Source organism: Flavobacterium sp. YJ01 (genome assembly GCF_029320955.1).
Taxonomy (GTDB): domain Bacteria; phylum Bacteroidota; class Bacteroidia; order Flavobacteriales; family Flavobacteriaceae; genus Flavobacterium.
In genome coordinates this window covers 2,606,237-2,622,289 of the sequence record NZ_CP119757.1, presented here as the reverse complement: position 1 = coordinate 2,622,289, position 16,053 = coordinate 2,606,237, and the positions used below count along the sequence as shown (strand labels likewise).

The window sequence follows — 16,053 nt, the reverse complement described above, 5'->3', positions numbered from 1 at the left end:
TTTTATCCCATTGTGGAAAACCTCAATCGAATTTGGAATTTTAGTTCTAAATTCGATTTTCTTTTTAAAAGAATTGTCCCAAAACAATTTAAATTTAACCGAAGTAAGCTAATGCAAAAAATTATTTTATTAATTTTTATTTTACTTTCTCAAGCTATTTTTAGTGCTTCTAAAATCACTGAAACAGAGAAGCTTGCGGTAACTTGTAAAGTTTGGGGATTCTTAAAATATTATCATCCAGAAGTTGCGGGCGGAAAAGTCAATTGGGACGATCAGCTTTTAGAAAAATTACCCAAAATCGAAAAAGCACAAACCGAAGAAGAGTTTTCATTAATCTTAGAAAATTGGATTGACGAACTTGGTCCCGTAAAAGAAATTGCGCCAATTGCTACACCAAAAGAGGTTAAGTTTTTTGATAAGAATTTCGATTTAAATTGGTTTAATGATAAATTGTTTTCTAAAAAACTTTCTAAGAAATTAAAATTTATTGAAGAAAATAGATTTCAAACTACCGAAGAATTTGGACCAGACTTTGATGGTTTTAAAAACTACAAAAATTATTTCGATCTTAATTATAATACTAAAGATTCGAGAATCTTAATGTTATTTACGTATTGGAATGTTATCGAGTATTTTTTTCCGTACAAATATGCAATGGATCAGAAATGGGATAATACTTTAAAACAAAGTTTACCATTAATTTCTAGTGCCAAAAATTCAGATGAATTTTTATTAGCTATGAAAAAAATGTTAACTCACTTAAATGATGGACATGTTATGTTTCATATTTATCCAACTGAGGAAACAGCGCAAATTCCGCTTTATTTTCCCGCCACGGGCAAAATTATAGATGAAAAATTAGTTGTTACAGAGATTTTAGGAGATAGTCTGGCAGAAGCATATGATATCAAAATTGGAGACGTTATTACTAAAATAAACGATAAATCTATAAAAGATTGTATTGAAGAAAACAGAGATTTAATAAGTGCATCAAACGGAGCTCTATTTTTAAATAAAGTTGTAAATCCCATTCTTACTTCCTATTCTGAAAATGTTAAAGTAGAATTTCTAAAGGATGGAAAAAGCGAAATCAAGAAAATGATATGGTTTAATTATCATGATTCTCATCGAAATCAATTTAAAAAAGGAGCCTTAAAAAAGAAAGATAAATTTAAACTTCTAGACAATAACATAGGCTATGTTAACATGGGAGAAATAAAAAAAAGAAATATTTCTGAGATGATTGAGGCTTTGAAAGCTACAAAATCAATAGTTTTTGATTTAAGAAATTATCCGAAAACAACATTTAAGGAAATTTCAGATTTTATAAATCCGAAAGAAGAAAGATTTGCGATTTATACCTATCCTTATTTAAATTATCCAGGGAAATATGAATGGAAAGAAGGTGTAAAAGCCGGATTTGATAATAAAAACAATTACAAAGGAAAAGTAATCGTATTGGTTAATGAAGATTCTTTCAGCCAGTCAGAATGGACGGCAATGAGTTTTCAAACATCAGGTAATACAACAATTATTGGAAGTCAGACCGCAGGAACAGACGGAAATGTTTTTGAATTTGATTTTAGAGGATTTCATACAGGTTTTTCAGGAATTGGAGTTTATTATCCAGACGGAAGAGAAACCCAAAGAATTGGCATCATTCCTGATATAGAAATAAAACCAACAATCAAAGGCATTCAAGAAGGAAAAGATGAGGTTTTAGACCGAGCTTTATTGTTTATTGAAACAGGCAAATAATATATTTTAAGTATGTCATCATAAGGAACGAAGGATCACACTAGCTAATTTGCGGAAAAAATGGGGGTTTTCTTTGCGAAGCTGCTTGTGAGGTTCTTCGTTCCTTAGGTTGATAAAAAACACAGCAACCTTTGTCAAAGTTTCAAACTTTGACAAAGGTTTTTTCTTTTTTAGAGATCAAACTAAAAAGAAAAATCTGTTTTATCAGCGTTTTCACGAAGTGAATCCATGTCATCCGCGTACTGTAATCTCTACAAAATTGGTATTCTTTTAATATTGTCGTAATTTTGACAGCTTTAAAATTATACCATTGAATTCAACACCTATAATTACCGATACCCACACGCACTTATATTCTGAAGAATTTGATCAGGATCGTGACGAAATGATTCAGCGCGCTATTGATGCCGGAATTACCCGCTTCTTTATTCCTGCAATCGATGCTGCCGCAACGCAGTCTATGTACGATTTAGAAAAAAATTACCCCGAAAATGTATTCTTAATGATGGGTTTGCATCCCACTTACGTGAAAGATAATTATCTGGACGAATTGGCGCATGTAGAAACAGAACTGTCAAAACGAAAATTCTATGCTGTCGGCGAAATCGGAATCGATTTGTATTGGGATAAAACACATTTAAAAGAACAGCAAATTGCTTTTAAAAGACAAATTCAGCTCGCGAAACAATACAAATTACCAATTGTAATTCATTGCAGAGAAGCATTTGATGAAATCTTTGAAGTTTTAGAAGAAGAAAAATCTAAAGATTTATTTGGGATTTTTCATTGTTTTTCCGGAACTTTAGAACAAGCACAACAAGCCATTTCTTACAATATGAAACTCGGAATTGGTGGTGTTGTAACTTTCAAGAACGGAAAAATCGATCAGTTTTTAAATCAAATTGATTTGAAACATATCGTTTTGGAGACAGATTCGCCTTATTTAGCGCCAATTCCGTACAGAGGAAAACGAAATGAAAGCAGTTATTTAGTCAATGTTATAGCTAAATTAAGCGATATTTATAATGTTTCTGTAGAAGAAATTGCAGCAATAACGACACAGAATTCAAAGGACGTTTTTGGGATTTAACCCTAGCCTTACAAAACTTTAAAATTTTTTTTGTTCTTTTGCCCACTTAAACCCAAATAAATAATGCAGAGATTTGATGCCATTCGACCGTTTTATGATTCCGAAATAAATGAAGCCCTTCATAATGTTGTAAATCATCCTATGATGAAAACTATGATGAACTTTACTTTTCCGGAAGTAGAAGATGAGGTTTGGAAGGAACAATTGAAGAAAACACATTCTATTCGTGATTTTCAATGCAATTTTATTTACAATACAATCCAGAAAGTATTAGAGAAAAGTTCTGAAGGTTTAACGACTTCAGGTTTTGAAAAACTAGAACCTAATACATCTTATTTATTTATCTCAAATCATAGAGATATTCTTTTAGATACAACTTTACTTAATGTTTGTTTGTTCGAACATGGTTTAGTAATGACTGCTTCTGCAATTGGAGACAATTTAGTGAAAAAAGCTTTCTTGGCCACTTTAGCAAAATTGAACAGAAACTTTTTGGTTTTAAGAGGATTAACACCTCGTGAAATGCTGCAAAGTTCTAAACTGCTTGCAGAATATATGGGACAATTATTGCTTCGCGAAAATCGTTCGGTTTGGATTGCACAAAGAGAAGGAAGAACAAAAGACGGAAATGACGAAACTAATCCGGGAGTTTTAAAAATGATCGGAATGGGTTCTGACGAAGAAAACTTAATGGATTATTTTAAGAAATTAAAAATTGTTCCAGTTTCTATTTCTTATGAATATGATCCAACGGATGTTTTGAAAATGCCGCAATTAATGGCAGAAGCTAATAACGAAGTTTACGTAAAAGATAAAAACGAAGATTTCATGACCATTTTAAGCGGAATTATGGGAACTAAAAAAAGAATCCATATTTCTGTCGGCGACGTTTTAGACACTCAAATCGATCAAATTGTAGCAGAAAATGACAATGCAAACAAGCAAGTTCAAGCTTTGGCACAAACAATTGATGATGTCATTTTGAAAAACTACCAATTATGGCCAACTAATTTTATTGCTTACGATATTTTAAACGAAACAAACCGTTTTGCTGATAAGTATAAAGAAAGCGAAAAATCACTTTTTGAACGTCGTTTAGAAATGAGAATCGGAAGCGATAATCCTATTACAAGACAAGGATTTTTGGCAATGTACGCCAATCCTGTTGTCAATAAATTGAAATACCAAGATGTCATCTAAAGCAAAAATACTATTGATTTATACCGGAGGAACCATCGGTATGAGCAAAGACTTTGAAACTGGAGCGCTTAAAGCATTCAACTTTGGTAAATTAATTCAGAAAATTCCAGAAATCAAACAATTGGATTGCGAAATCGAATCAATTTCATTCGAACATCCAATTGATTCTTCCAATATGAATCCTCAAATGTGGACAAAAATCGCCACTATTATCGAGGAAAATTACGCTTCTTACGACGGATTTGTGGTTCTTCACGGATCAGATACAATGTCGTATTCGGCTTCGGCTTTGAGTTTTATGCTCGAAAATCTGGCAAAACCAGTTGTGTTTACAGGTTCGCAATTGCCAATTGGAGATTTGCGTACCGATGCAAAAGAAAACCTGATCACAGCGATTCAGATTGCTTCACTTTTAGAAAACGGAAAACCCGTTATTACAGAGGTTTGTTTGTATTTTGAATACAAATTGTACCGCGGTAACCGAACTTCTAAAGTAAATGCAGAACATTTTAGAGCTTTTACAGCGCCAAATTATCCTGAATTAGTTGAATCTGGCGTTCATTTAAAATTAAACAAACATTTATTTCTTCCTATAAATAAAGATTCAAAACTTATCGTTCATAAAAACTTAGATAATCATGTTGCGATTATCAAAATGTTTCCTGGAATGAGCGAAGTAGTTTTGTCTTCAATTCTTTCTACCAAAGGTTTACGAGGAATTATTCTAGAAACTTACGGTTCTGGAAATGCACCAACCGAAGATTGGTTTTTAAACTTAATTGAAAAAGCCATCAAATCTGGAATGCACATTGTAAACGTAACACAATGTTCTGGCGGTAGCGTAAATATGGGACAATATGAAACCAGTACCGCTTTAAAATCTCTCGGAGTTATTTCTGGAAAAGACATTACAACAGAAGCTGCAATTACCAAATTAATGTATTTGCTTGGACACGATATTCCGCAAAACGAGTTTAAGGATATTTTTGAGACTGCACTTCGCGGGGAAATTTCTTAAGAACGAATTTCAATATAAAAAATCCCAAATTCCAAAATTAAAAGATGGAATTTGGGATTTTTGTTTTTAATGCATTTATCAGCATAGTTTGTCATTTCGAGGAACGAGAAATCTCCGCAAGTAACTCCGTTCCAATAAGCCAATCTTTGTAGAGTTTCTCGCGAAGATTTCTCCTTCGTCGAAATGACAAGATTGTGTGCAATTGGAATTTGGAATTTCTTTTTTGGAATCTTTAAAATTTGGAATTTCTATACTCAACAGGACAAGTTTCCAAGTTTTCCTCAGTAGCTTTATGTTTTTTATAGTATACATAAACCAACACAGAAAGAATACAAATAATTCCTTGAATCGCAACCGTAGTTCTTACGCCAAGCGAATGAGAAACATAACCAATTATTAAACTTCCAACAGGAATCATTCCCTGATAAGCCATCATAAAATAGCTGATGCTTCTAGAACGCATATTGACAGAACTATGTGTTTGAATGTAAATATTAATAGATGACGTTTGTCCCATCATTCCGATTCCGCTTAAAGTCATACAAACCAAAGCAACCGTGATGCTGTTTGAAAGGGCTAATATTATTACGCTAAAACCAAGAAGCAAACTTGCTGCAATCATCAACTTACTCATATTTTCAGCAGATTTTAAATTGGCTAAATAAATGGCAGATAGAACAGATCCTATTCCGGCAGCACTTTCGAACCAGCTGAAAGTTTCGGCATTTCCGCTAAAAATATCTTTGGCAAAAACGGGCATTAAAGTATTAAAAGAAATAACAAATAAACTGCTGCAAGTAAGCATCATTAGCATTCTCGCCATTTCGGTTTCTTTTTTAACGTAATCCAAACCCTCCAAAAGATCATCCACCATATTAAGTTTATTTTCAGCTTTAATATGTGGCGTTAATTTCATTAATAGTAATGAAATTAAAACAGGAATATAGCTCAAGAAATTCCCAATAAAACAAATGTCTTCTCCATATTCGTGTAGAATAATTCCCGAGAGCGCAGGACCAGCAATACGAGCAAAATTGTTCATTGTAGAATTAAGAGCAACTGCGTTTGGAAGATCTTCTTTATTGTCGACAATATCAATCATCATGGTTTGACGGCAAGTCATATCAAAAGCATTGATAATTCCCTGAATTAAACTTAATGCTAAAATGAAGTTGATATTATATATTTTGAGATAAATCAGCAAAGCTAAAGTTGCCGCCTGAAGCATAGCAAGGGACTGTAAAAAAAGTAATGTTTTGTGTCTGTCGTATCTTCCGATTATACTTCCTGCCAAAGGCGCTAAAAACAAGGACGGAATCATACTTAAAAAAGTAGCCAATCCCAATAAAAAAACAGAACCCGTTATACTATAAACCATCCAGCTCACGGCAGTTTTCTGCATCCAGGTACCAATAACTGAAACTGATTGTCCGTAAAAGAACAATTTGAAATTTTTAGATTTTAAGGCTTTAAACATGATCTTAATTATTTGATACAAAGTTCGGGATTATGATTTCATTAGAAAAATTAATAATTTTACTTATAATAAGTAGTAAAACTTATCAATATGGAAATTTATCAATTACAGTATTTTATTAAAACAGCTGAGGTTTTGCACTTTACCAAAGCAGCAGAATTGTGTTTTGTAACCCAATCGGGACTTTCGCAGCAAATAAAAAAACTCGAAGAAGAGTTAGGCCTGCCGTTATTTAAGCGAATTGGTAAAAAAGTACAATTGACAGAAGCGGGTTCTGTGTTTTTAGTTCACGCCAAGAAAGTAGTCGAAAACATAGAAAACGGAAAGCAGGCAATCGAAGATTTAAACGAAATGATTGGCGGCGAACTTCGAATTGGCGTTACCTATATTTTTGGATTATTGATTTTACCAATTGTTCATGCATTTGCAAAACAATATCAAAATCTTAAAATTGTCGTGGAATACGGAACAACAGAAGCATTAGAACAAAAACTTCTTAATAATGCATTGGATGTTGTTTTGGTTATTTCATCGCATCCGATTGAACCTCCAATTCAGAAAGTGCCTTTGTTTATTTCGAATATGGTAATGGCAGTTTCTAAAACACATCCTTTGGCACATTTAGACAAAATCGCTTTCAAAAAAATGGATGAAATTGAGTTGGTTTTGCCAGGAAAAGGTTCTAATTCGAGAGAATTTGTAGAAGAGTTGTTTCAGAAATTTAATATGACGCCAAAAATCTCGATTGAACTACATTCTATTCATGCATTATTGCAAATGGTAGAAAACAGTGATTGGGCAACCATTGTAGCAGAAAAAGCGTTAAAAGGTTGGGATCAGCTTAAATCGATTCAGATTACAGGTGTGGCGACTAAAAGAGAATCTTTTATGCTGACAATAGGAGGATACCAAAAAAAGGCGGTAAAATTGTTTATGGAAGAATTTAGAAAAAGCATAAACGAATCTTAAAAATTTACTTTGTGTAACTCAATTTTTTTCGTGTTATTTGCAGACCAAAATAGAAAGGTGTCCGAGTGGTTTAAGGAGCTAGCCTGGAAAGCTAGTATATGGGTAACTGTATCGAGGGTTCGAATCCCTTCCTTTCTGCTAAATAAAACCGCGATTTCAATTAATTGAAATCGCGGTTTTTTATTTTTATCCTTTTTATAAAAACAGCTTTATTCTGGTAAAAGCGGATTTCTTATTTGTTCAAAAACAATTTTTTTTGAGGATTTTGGAATTTTTACAATATGAAAGGGCTGTGAAACGTCATTTGTGAAGCCAACTTTTAAGTTTTCTATTGTAACGATAATTTTGCCTGAGCGCATCGTAGCTTTTGTAATATCTATAGAGGTTGACATATTGTACTGTCTGTAAAAAGTGGCAATAATATTGAATTTAGAGAAATCTATATCTGTTTCTTTAAAATCTCTGGTAGTATTATTATGTTCATTCATTTTAGCCTTTAATGCCTCCCAGGTAATTTTATTTGTAATTACCATATTAGTTCGTTCGATTGTTGAAGAGGTTAAACTTCCTTGTCCGACCGATGTAATTGTAATATCTCCATTAGCACTATTGTCATCATTTGAACAGCCAATAAATAAAAATAAAGTTGCAAGTAAAATTAGGTTTTTCATTTTATTTAGGTTTAATGGTTACTAAAGTTAAAGAAGTAATGTTTTGTATTTTAATAAGATAGCAATATTTTGAAATGGTTGCGTTGTTTACTGAAATAAAGATTATATTTAAAATAGTAAACAAATAATTTATGAGAATAATAGGTTTTGCAATAGTTCTTCTTTTTTCTTCCTGTGCTTCTTTTTCAGATAAAATGATGAAAGAAAATAAAGAATCATTATCACAAAATGATTTGTCCAAACTAGAAGGAACTTACGAATTATTTCCTGATTTGAAATACAACGAAAAAGGAAACTCCGAATTGATAGTTTCTTCAGATGCTAAAGTAAGACAAGGTTTGGACTATTTTGTCTTTTCTAAAGAGATAAAATATGATGATAATGCTGTTTATTTGGTTGAAATAAAACTAGTTAATCAAAACAAATTGAGGTTTACAGCCAAAAAAGATAATGTAGAAATAGAAAACATTGAATTGAGCGGAAAACTAAAAAACGGATTCTTTTATCTCGATAACAAATATTTAAAAAGAAATGGTATTCCGTATCTTGCGGGTGGTTATACCAATCACAAAACCAGAATCGGACTCGCAAAAGACAACGGACTTTTAGTTCATTATTGTTACGATAATTCGGGCGCAATTTTATTTCTTTTCTGGGCAGGCTCTGATTATAATTTAGGTTATCATTATAAAAAAATTTCAAAACAATAGTTTCTTCTCACAAAGTAGAAAATGCTTAAAAAAACTATATCTAAATACGGTTTTCCACATTATTTTGTTACAAAAAATATTATATATTTGACTCCTGTGTAATACAAATAATTTGATGGATTTACCTCCTTATTCGCCAGGACTGCATAAACTGGTTACTTTACATGTCGACAAAACCATAAAGCTTACAGATAGTAAAGGGTTTGTTACGGTTACCAATTCCATTTTAGAAAAATACGAACTTGAAAAGGTTGGCGCTGTCGTACATGACTTTGATAATGATAGTTTTACGATTTCGTACTGTCTCAAAGAATCGCATATTTGTATACACACTTGGCCAGAATACAATCAGCTTACTTTAGATGTTTATTTGTGCAATTATCTTCAAGATAATTCAGAAAAAGTGCGTGCTGTAATGGCAGATTATATTGCCTATTTTGAAGCAGAAATTATTAAAGATTTTGAAATTAACCGTTAAGATATGAAGATTCCTTGTTACGATTGTAATGTAGAAACCGAATTAGAGGTTGGTTTTGAAGTAGTAAATTTTGTTTGCCCAATATGCCGAAGCGTATATGAAACTGACGATGAAGGAAAATTTCGCAGAAAATCAAAATATAAAGCAGAAACAGAAACGTATCCGCTAGTTATTGGCGAAAAGGGTTTCTTAAAAGGAAGCGAATATAAAGTAACGGGTATTTTAAGAAAAAAAGTGCAACCTGATTATAGGTGGACAGAATTTATTTTGCAAAATGAAGCAAAAGAATTTCTCTATCTATCCCTTTCAAACGGACATTGGATGATGCTGACCGAAATGGAAAAGATTGACGACCTAAAAAAAGGAGTTAAAGTTCTGGATTATGATGGCCAGGATTATGATCTTTTCGAACATTCTGATGCTGAAATAATTGATGCAAAAGGATTTTTTGATTTTCAGCTACCAAACAAAAAAACGCATTTAGCAGAATTTATAAATCCACCGTACATTGTTTCGGTAGAAAAAGTGAATAATGTTCAGACTGCATTTCATGGCGAATATGTCAATAAAAGCAAAATCAGAAAAGCATTTCCAGGAATAAAGTTGCCTTATCAAACAGGAACAGGTATGATTCAGCCGTCTCTTTTTGATATTAAAAATACAGCTATTATTTTCTGTCTTTTTGCTTTGTTGATTATAACAGCAAATTGGTTTATTTATAGAAATCAGTTTGAGCAAACTGTTTTTTCTCAAACCATAGAATTTAGCAAATTCGATAATAAAGAAATTACGAGTCCAACTTTTGAGCTTAAAGGCGCTTCGGCACCGATGACGATTAGCGTTTCTACTGATGTTGATAATTCTTGGGCCAATCTTAATATTGCCTTGATTAACGAAGATACAAGTGACGAAATTTATGCGAATAAAGACATTGAATATTATTCGGGCTACACAGATGGAGAATATTGGAGAGAAGGAAGCAGTTCTGAAAAATTTAATATCTGTGGTGTAAAACCAGGAAAATACCATCTTGTAATTACGCCTATGAAAGCGCCTGAAGATGTTAAAAATAACGCCATGCGCATTAATGTGATTTGGAACGAACCTTCTAGTCGAAACGTCTGGCTGGTTATTATCGCAATGGTTGTAATTTTCTTTATTATACGATTCTTTAAAAATCAATTTGAAAAAAATAGATGGGCAGATAGTTCCTATTCAACTTACGACTATGAATAAAATTTCTGATTTCTTTAGTAATAACTGGGCTTCATTGGCAATTGGATTCTTTTGCTTTGGAGTGTATATGTACTTTGCTCTCGCAGGAAACCGAATCTGCGATTGCGAAACCACCGAAAAATATAGCACGGCAGGAAGCCGAACATCTTATAACCGTTTTTATCACAAATAAAAAAATCAATTAGTATGGAATTAATTCACGCGCAGCCAATAGTAAATTCGATTATTTATTCTCTTTTAGGAATTGTAATTTTATTAATCGGTTATTTTATTATCGAAAAACTCACTCCAGAAAATACTTGGAAAGAAGTGGTAGAAAAAAACAATGTTGCTGTTGCGATTGTTCTGGCAGCATTTATCATTGGGATCTCAATGATTATTAGTGCCGCAATTCATGGGTAAAAAGTTTCTTAGGTTCGAATTTCTGTTACTCTTTGCTGTATTTATAATTGCCACTTGCGGACTTATTTATGAATTGGTTGCAGGAACTTTGGCGAGTTATTTATTAGGCGATTCGGTAAAACAATTTTCGTTTATCATTGGCGTATACCTATTTTCTATGGGAATAGGTTCTTTTTTTTCGAAGTTTTTTCACAAAAATCTGCTGAACACTTTCGTAGAAATCGAAATTTTAGTGGGACTTATCGGCGGATTAAGTTCTGTTGTTTTATTTCTATTGTTCGAAAATGTTGGTTCATTTCAGTTCATTTTATACTTATTTGTTTTTGTAACCGGTTTTTTGGTCGGTTTAGAGATTCCGCTTTTAATGAATATTCTAAAAGACAGAGTTGAGTTTAAAGATTTGGTTTCTAATGTTTTTACGTTTGATTATATCGGAGCTTTATTGGCTTCAATCTTATTTCCTTTGGTTTTAGTGCCAAAATTAGGCATCATGGGAACGTCGCTTTTCTTCGGAATGATAAACGTAAGTATTGCTATTGCTTTATGTTTTTTGTTAGAAAAAGAATTGAAAAAGGTTTATTTTTTAAAAGTAAAAGCCATTTTTTCATTTGTATTGCTTTTAGCAGTTTTTGTTTTTTCGAATGATATTCTCGCGTATTCAGAAGGGAAATTGTACGGAGAAAACATCATTTATACCAATTCAACACCATATCAGCGTATTGTTTTAACGCACAATAAAAGCGATTACAGACTTTATTTAAATAATAATTTACAATTTAGTTCGGCAGACGAATACCGTTATCACGAAGCCTTAGTGCATCCTGCTTTGTCAATGGCAAAAAGCGTCAAGAACGTTTTGGTTTTGGGCGGAGGAGATGGTTTAGCGGTTCGTGAAATCCTGAAATACAAAGATGTTGAAAAAGTAACTTTGGTCGATTTAGATCAAGGAATGACGAAGCTGTTTAAAACCAATACAGTTTTAACCAATTTCAATCAGAATTCATTGAATAGCCCAAAAGTTACTGTTATTAATACCGATGCTTATATCTGGGCAAAAAGCTGCAAAGAAAAATATGATGTGGCAATAATCGATTTTCCAGATCCTTCCAATTACAGTTTAGGGAAATTGTATTCGCTTAATTTTTATCAAACTATCAAAACCATTTTACAGCCAGATGCAGCAGTTGTTATACAAACCACTTCGCCTTATTTTGCGCCAAAATCTTTTTGGTGTATCAATAAAACGGTTATGCAGGTTTTTCCTCAGGTCGATGCCTATCACGCCTATGTTCCGTCGTTTGGAGAATGGGGTTATACCATTGCAATTAACGGTTTCGGAACTACTTTTAATACTGTAAACCGAAAAGCAGATAAATTGAAATTCTATAATTATCAATTCGACCGTTTTAATTATTTTACCAATGATATGATTTCAAATCAAGTTGAAATCAATCGTTTAGATAACCAAATTTTAGTACGCTATTTTGATGAAGAGTGGGGAAAACTGCAATAAATCCAGAAGAAGTTTCTTAAAAGTAGTTGGCGCGGCTTTAATTGCGGTTCCTTTTCTTCAATTTTGTTCTGATAAAATTGCGGTTTTGATGATTCGTTTATCGGGCACTAAACATTTGCTCGGACATCGTTTATGGATAAAAGATTTTCCTAAACCAACAAAAAAAATCCAGATTCCGTATCTAATTGTTGGCGGAGGAATTTCTGGTTTAAGCGCGGCGCGTCAGTTTCATAAAAAAGGAATTTCCGATTTTTTGATGGTAGAATTAGAAAATCATTTGGGTGGAAATTCTTCTAACGGAGAAAATAAATATTCTAAATATCCTTTAGGCGCGCATTATTTGCCTTTGCCGAATTTTCAAGACAAAGAATTGCTTCATTTTTTGGAAGAAGAAAAAATAATTTTGGGTTACGATTCAAAAGGATTTCCTGTTTTTGACGAATTGCAATTGACTTTTGCGCCAGACGAGCGTTTATTTTATAAAAATAATTGGCAAGAAGGCGTGGTTCCAAAAGAAGGAAATTCGGTTTCTGATGATTTGGAATTTGATAAATTCTTCAAACAAATGGATGTTTTCAGAACAGGAAAAGGAGAAGATCAGAAATATTTGTTTGATATTCCGCTTTACCTTTCTTCTTCAGATCAAAAAACGAGAGCTTTAGATAAAATCACGATGAAAAAATGGTTTCAAGAAAATCATTTTACTTCTGAGCCTTTGTACAATTATATCGATTATTGCTGTAAAGACGATTTTGGTCTAGGAATCGAATACGTTTCGGCTTGGGCTGGAATTCATTATTTTGCAGGAAGAAAGCAGGATTGCACGCCCGAAAAACATGACAGCGTTTTAACTTGGGCAGAAGGAAATTCTCGATTAGCCAATCATTTGAAAAAATATACCAAAGACAAATCGCTGAAAAATCATTTGGTTTACGAAGTCAAAACAGATGGAAATAAAGTAATCGCAAAAGCTTTTGATGATGTCAATAAAACTTCTATCGAAATTATTGCAGACAAAGTTATCATGGCTTCTCCGCAGTTTGTAAATCAGTATTTGATTCAAGACAGAAAAACATTTACCAAAGATTTTCATTATACGCCTTGGCTTTTGGCAACTTTAGTTGTTAATGATTTATTTGATAATTATAGTTTTCCACTTTCGTGGGATAATGTAATTTACGATGCAAAGGGCTTGGGTTACGTTTACGATCAGCATCAGACGGTGAATCAGGTTCAGGACAAAAAGGTGATTACGTATTATTATAGTTTTTCGTCTGCTGATTTGAAGAAAACCAGAAAAGAGCTTTATAAAAAAGATAAAGAATATTGGAAACAGTTTGTTTTGAACGATTTAAAAGTCGCACATCCAGATATTGAAGAATATGCAGAAGACATTGAAGTTTTTCTTTTAGGTCACGGAATGATTTCGCCTGCGCCAGGATTTATTTTTGGTGAAGCGAAAAAACAGGCAAAACAGAATATCGAAAGAAAGATTTATTTCGCACACAGCGATTTATCTGGAATTTCAATTTTTGAAGAAGCTTTTCATCAGGGAATTAATGTTGTAAATGAAATTGTAGATGGAACAACCTTGGATTCATAAAGCCAAAACCGATTTAGCTTTTATAATTGGACCGTCATTTTTTGTATTGGCAATCATTTTCGTTTTTCAGGATTATATTAGTGAAATAGAAGATCATTATTCTTTTTATACTTGGCTTTTTCTGATTGTTTTTATTGATGTCGCCCACGTTTATGCCACATTATTCAAAACTTATTTTGTTGCAGATGAATTCCAAAAACAGAAAACGAGATTAATTCTATTGCCGCTAATTTGTTTTGTAACCGGAATTGTGCTTTTCTCTTTCGGAAGTTTAGTTTTTTGGTCGTTTCTGGCTTATGTAGCTGTTTTTCATTTTATAAGACAGCAATATGGTTTTATGAGATTGTATGCCAGAAAAGAAACGAAGACGAAGTTCTCGGTTTGGATTGATAATCTTGCGATTTATGCTTCGACTGGATATCCGATGTTATATTGGTTTTTTTCGTCTAAGCGAAAGTTCAACTGGTTTGTAGAAAATGAATTTTTTAGATTTGAAAATCAAAAAATTCTGGAAATCCTGTTTTTGATTTATATCGGAATCTTGATTTTGTATATAGTTTATACAGCAATAAAATCCTTTCAAAATCGATTTTTTAATATTCCAAAAAACAGCATTATTTTAGGAACTGCTTTGTCTTGGTATTTCGGAATTGTATATTTTAATGACGATCTGATTTTTACTTTATTGAATGTCGTTTCGCACGGAATTCCGTATATGGCTTTGGTTTATTTTAAAGAAATTGATGGAAAATCAGCTTTAGAATTGGGAAGTTTGTCTTTCTTAAAACAATATAAAGGTATTTTGATTTATATTGGAATTCTGCTGTTAATTGCTTTTTCTGAAGAATTTCTCTGGGAATTTTTTGTCTGGAATGAAAATATCAGCGTTAGCCATTTTGATTTTTCGAGTTGGCAGATTTTGTTAGTTCCATTGTTGAGTGTTCCGCAGTTTACGCATTATTTGCTGGATGGTTTTATTTGGAAGTCTAAAAAATAATTTCTTCTGAAAACAAAAATTTCTACTCTAGCCCCGATAGGAACGATATCCTTTTGTTCTGGGGTTCAGAACAAAAGATATAGTGGATAGCGGGACTAAAGGTGTTTTGAAAACGAAAATTTCTGCTTCAAAAAATAAAAACATTAATTCTGCAACGCTATTTTGACTTTCGGCATCATTCTATCGACAAATAGTTTATAAGCAGATTCGGAAGGATGCAAACCATCTGAGGCCACAAGATTTGGACTATTAAGTCCTTCACGCGTAATATCTGTAATCGAGACGAAAGCGATTTGATTGGTGTTGCAATAGTTTTCTGCGAAAGAATTGTATTTGGTTATTTCTGCCGAAATTTTCGCGCTTTGATCGCCTGCAAGATTTTTTCCGTAAGGCGTGTAGGCATAATCTGGAATAGAAATTACGACTACATTTTTTTTATCATTTTTGGCAAGCATAACGGCTTTGTTGACTAATTCTGGAAATTCTTTTTCGTAAACAGAAAAATCTCTTCTCTGATATTGATTATTAACTCCAATTAAAAGTGTGACTAAATCATAATTAGATTCTGGTTTTTGAGAATCAATTGCCGCCAATAAATTAGAGGTTGTCCATCCGGTAGTTGCAATTATTTTGAGTGAAATCGTACTCGAAAACATTGTTCTTAAACTCGATTTGAGCTGTTCTGGAAAACGGCAAGTTTCGCAAACGCTTTGCCCGATGGTGTAACTATCGCCTAAAGCCAAATAATTTATAGAACTCGGAATAGTTGTTGGCGGACTTACAACAGGTGGATTTACAACTGGTGGAGTAGTAGTAATTGGAGTAGAATTGCTTTCTTCGGTCGTACAGCTTAGAAGAAAAACAGAAAATATAACGGTAGCTATTTGTTTAAAATGTAGTTTCATAATTTGTTTAAATTAGAGTAATGGCT

Annotated in this window: 16 protein-coding genes and 1 tRNA gene; 14 read left to right on the top strand and 3 right to left on the bottom strand. The window is 32.7% G+C overall.

Annotation, left to right across the window (positions count from 1 at the left end):
- The first annotated feature begins 111 nt into the window (after positions 1-111).
- The 4 genes from P0R33_RS11485 to P0R33_RS11470 all read left to right on the top strand — a co-directional run bounded on the left by P0R33_RS11485 (position 112) and on the right by P0R33_RS11470 (position 5,066).
- Positions 112-1,758, top strand: a complete 1,647-nt coding sequence (locus tag P0R33_RS11485) for a S41 family peptidase (RefSeq protein WP_276175567.1) — start codon at positions 112-114, stop codon at positions 1,756-1,758.
- A gap of 310 nt (positions 1,759-2,068) precedes the next feature.
- Complete coding sequence (locus P0R33_RS11480; protein ID WP_276175566.1) at positions 2,069-2,848, top strand: TatD family hydrolase; 780 nt, start codon at positions 2,069-2,071, stop codon at positions 2,846-2,848.
- Between the two features lie 63 nt (positions 2,849-2,911).
- Positions 2,912-4,048, top strand: coding sequence for a 1-acyl-sn-glycerol-3-phosphate acyltransferase (locus P0R33_RS11475; protein WP_276175565.1), 1,137 nt, complete (start codon positions 2,912-2,914; stop codon positions 4,046-4,048).
- A complete protein-coding gene (locus P0R33_RS11470; protein WP_276175564.1) occupies positions 4,038-5,066 on the top strand; it encodes an asparaginase in 1,029 nt (342 codons plus the stop codon). Before P0R33_RS11475 ends, P0R33_RS11470 begins: the two co-directional genes overlap by 11 nt.
- 232 nt (positions 5,067-5,298) lie before the next feature.
- Here P0R33_RS11470 and P0R33_RS11465 read toward each other — a convergent pair whose 3' ends face one another.
- Complete coding sequence (locus P0R33_RS11465; RefSeq protein WP_276175563.1) at positions 5,299-6,543, bottom strand: MFS transporter; 1,245 nt, start codon at positions 6,541-6,543, stop codon at positions 5,299-5,301.
- A 90-nt stretch (positions 6,544-6,633) separates the two neighbouring features.
- Between P0R33_RS11465 and P0R33_RS11460 the strand changes: the two genes are divergently transcribed.
- Positions 6,634-7,512: a LysR substrate-binding domain-containing protein gene (locus tag P0R33_RS11460; protein ID WP_276175562.1), complete on the top strand. Its 879-nt coding sequence runs from the start codon at positions 6,634-6,636 to the stop codon at positions 7,510-7,512.
- 51 nt (positions 7,513-7,563) lie between these two features.
- Positions 7,564-7,650 (top strand) — tRNA-Ser (locus tag P0R33_RS11455).
- A 71-nt stretch (positions 7,651-7,721) separates the two neighbouring features.
- Here the strand turns inward: P0R33_RS11455 and P0R33_RS11450 are convergent.
- The gene (locus tag P0R33_RS11450) at positions 7,722-8,183 is read right to left on the bottom strand and encodes a hypothetical protein (RefSeq protein ID WP_276175561.1); all 462 of its coding nucleotides are present in this window, start codon (positions 8,181-8,183) and stop codon (positions 7,722-7,724) included.
- A gap of 131 nt (positions 8,184-8,314) precedes the next feature.
- Here P0R33_RS11450 and P0R33_RS11445 point away from each other — a divergent pair, with 131 nt between their 5' ends.
- The 8 genes from P0R33_RS11445 (at position 8,315) to P0R33_RS11410 (ending at position 15,122) form a co-directional block, all read left to right on the top strand.
- Positions 8,315-8,893, top strand: a complete 579-nt coding sequence (locus tag P0R33_RS11445; protein WP_276175560.1) for a hypothetical protein — start codon at positions 8,315-8,317, stop codon at positions 8,891-8,893.
- A 115-nt stretch (positions 8,894-9,008) separates the two neighbouring features.
- Positions 9,009-9,371 carry an S-adenosylmethionine decarboxylase gene (locus tag P0R33_RS11440; protein WP_276175559.1) on the top strand — a complete coding sequence of 121 codons (363 nt, stop codon included), beginning with the start codon at positions 9,009-9,011 and terminating at the stop codon, positions 9,369-9,371.
- Between the two features lie 3 nt (positions 9,372-9,374).
- Positions 9,375-10,607, top strand: a complete 1,233-nt coding sequence (locus tag P0R33_RS11435) for a DUF4178 domain-containing protein (protein ID WP_276175558.1) — start codon at positions 9,375-9,377, stop codon at positions 10,605-10,607.
- On the top strand, positions 10,600-10,779 hold the full coding sequence (locus P0R33_RS11430) for a hypothetical protein (protein WP_229353191.1): 180 nt from the start codon (positions 10,600-10,602) through the stop codon (positions 10,777-10,779). Before P0R33_RS11435 ends, P0R33_RS11430 begins: the two co-directional genes overlap by 8 nt.
- A 14-nt stretch (positions 10,780-10,793) precedes the next feature.
- Positions 10,794-11,009: a DUF350 domain-containing protein gene (locus P0R33_RS11425; RefSeq protein ID WP_223707051.1), complete on the top strand. Its 216-nt coding sequence runs from the start codon at positions 10,794-10,796 to the stop codon at positions 11,007-11,009.
- Positions 11,002-12,522: a polyamine aminopropyltransferase gene (locus P0R33_RS11420; RefSeq protein ID WP_276175557.1), complete on the top strand. Its 1,521-nt coding sequence runs from the start codon at positions 11,002-11,004 to the stop codon at positions 12,520-12,522. The genes P0R33_RS11425 and P0R33_RS11420 overlap by 8 nt, the downstream gene beginning before the upstream one ends.
- The gene (locus P0R33_RS11415; RefSeq protein ID WP_276175556.1) at positions 12,497-14,125 is read left to right on the top strand and encodes an NAD(P)/FAD-dependent oxidoreductase; all 1,629 of its coding nucleotides are present in this window, start codon (positions 12,497-12,499) and stop codon (positions 14,123-14,125) included. The genes P0R33_RS11420 and P0R33_RS11415 overlap by 26 nt, the downstream gene beginning before the upstream one ends.
- Positions 14,103-15,122 carry a hypothetical protein gene (locus P0R33_RS11410; RefSeq protein ID WP_276175555.1) on the top strand — a complete coding sequence of 340 codons (1,020 nt, stop codon included), beginning with the start codon at positions 14,103-14,105 and terminating at the stop codon, positions 15,120-15,122. The genes P0R33_RS11415 and P0R33_RS11410 overlap by 23 nt, the downstream gene beginning before the upstream one ends.
- 143 nt (positions 15,123-15,265) lie before the next feature.
- Here the strand turns inward: P0R33_RS11410 and P0R33_RS11405 are convergent, their stop codons facing one another.
- Entirely contained in the window at positions 15,266-16,027 is a 762-nt protein-coding gene (locus P0R33_RS11405; RefSeq protein WP_276175554.1) for an SGNH/GDSL hydrolase family protein, read from the bottom strand.
- Positions 16,028-16,053: the final 26 nt, after the last annotated feature.